General features: G+C 63.7%; 1 pseudogene. It reads left to right on the forward strand.

The features are described from left to right. A pseudogene (locus EH240_RS37350) lies at window positions 1-604 on the forward strand (lactate dehydrogenase); the annotation flags it as partial.

A 604-nucleotide genomic window follows, 5' to 3' on the forward strand; every position in this document is an offset into this window, starting at 1 on the left:
GAAGACATCGATGCGGTAGGCGAGGAGCGTTCCGAAACGCCGGCAATCCGAGAGGGCAGCTATTTCGTCGGCAGGAACACCGCGCTGATGCAGACGGTCGACGGCGCGCCCTTCACAATCAGCGTGCGCAAGGGACGCAGCTCCGACGGCATTCCCGACAAGCATGCCCGCATCATCCGCAAATTGATCCCCATCCGTGACGCCGTGCGTGACGTCCTGAAGGCCCAGGAGCTCGACCAGCCCTGGAAGCCGGCCCAAGTCAAGTTGCGCGTCGCCTGGTCGAATTTTGTGCGCGCCTTCGGCCCGATCAACACGACCGTCGTTTCCACCAGCGAGGACGCCGAGACTGGCGAGGTCCGCGAAGTGCATCGGCGGCCGAACCTGCAGCCCTTCCTCGACGACCCCGATTGCTGGCTGGTGGCTTCTATCGAAGACTACGATGTCGAGACCAATACCGCCCGGCCGGGTCCGATTTTCACCGAGCGCGTCATCGCGCCGCCCGCAGCACCCGTCATCACAAGTGCCGCCGATGCGCTTGCCGTCGTGCTCAACGAACGCGGTCATGTCGACGTCGATCACATTGCCGAATTGCTGCACGCCGATG

Source organism: Mesorhizobium tamadayense (genome assembly GCF_003863365.1).
Taxonomy (GTDB): domain Bacteria; phylum Pseudomonadota; class Alphaproteobacteria; order Rhizobiales; family Rhizobiaceae; genus Mesorhizobium; species Mesorhizobium tamadayense.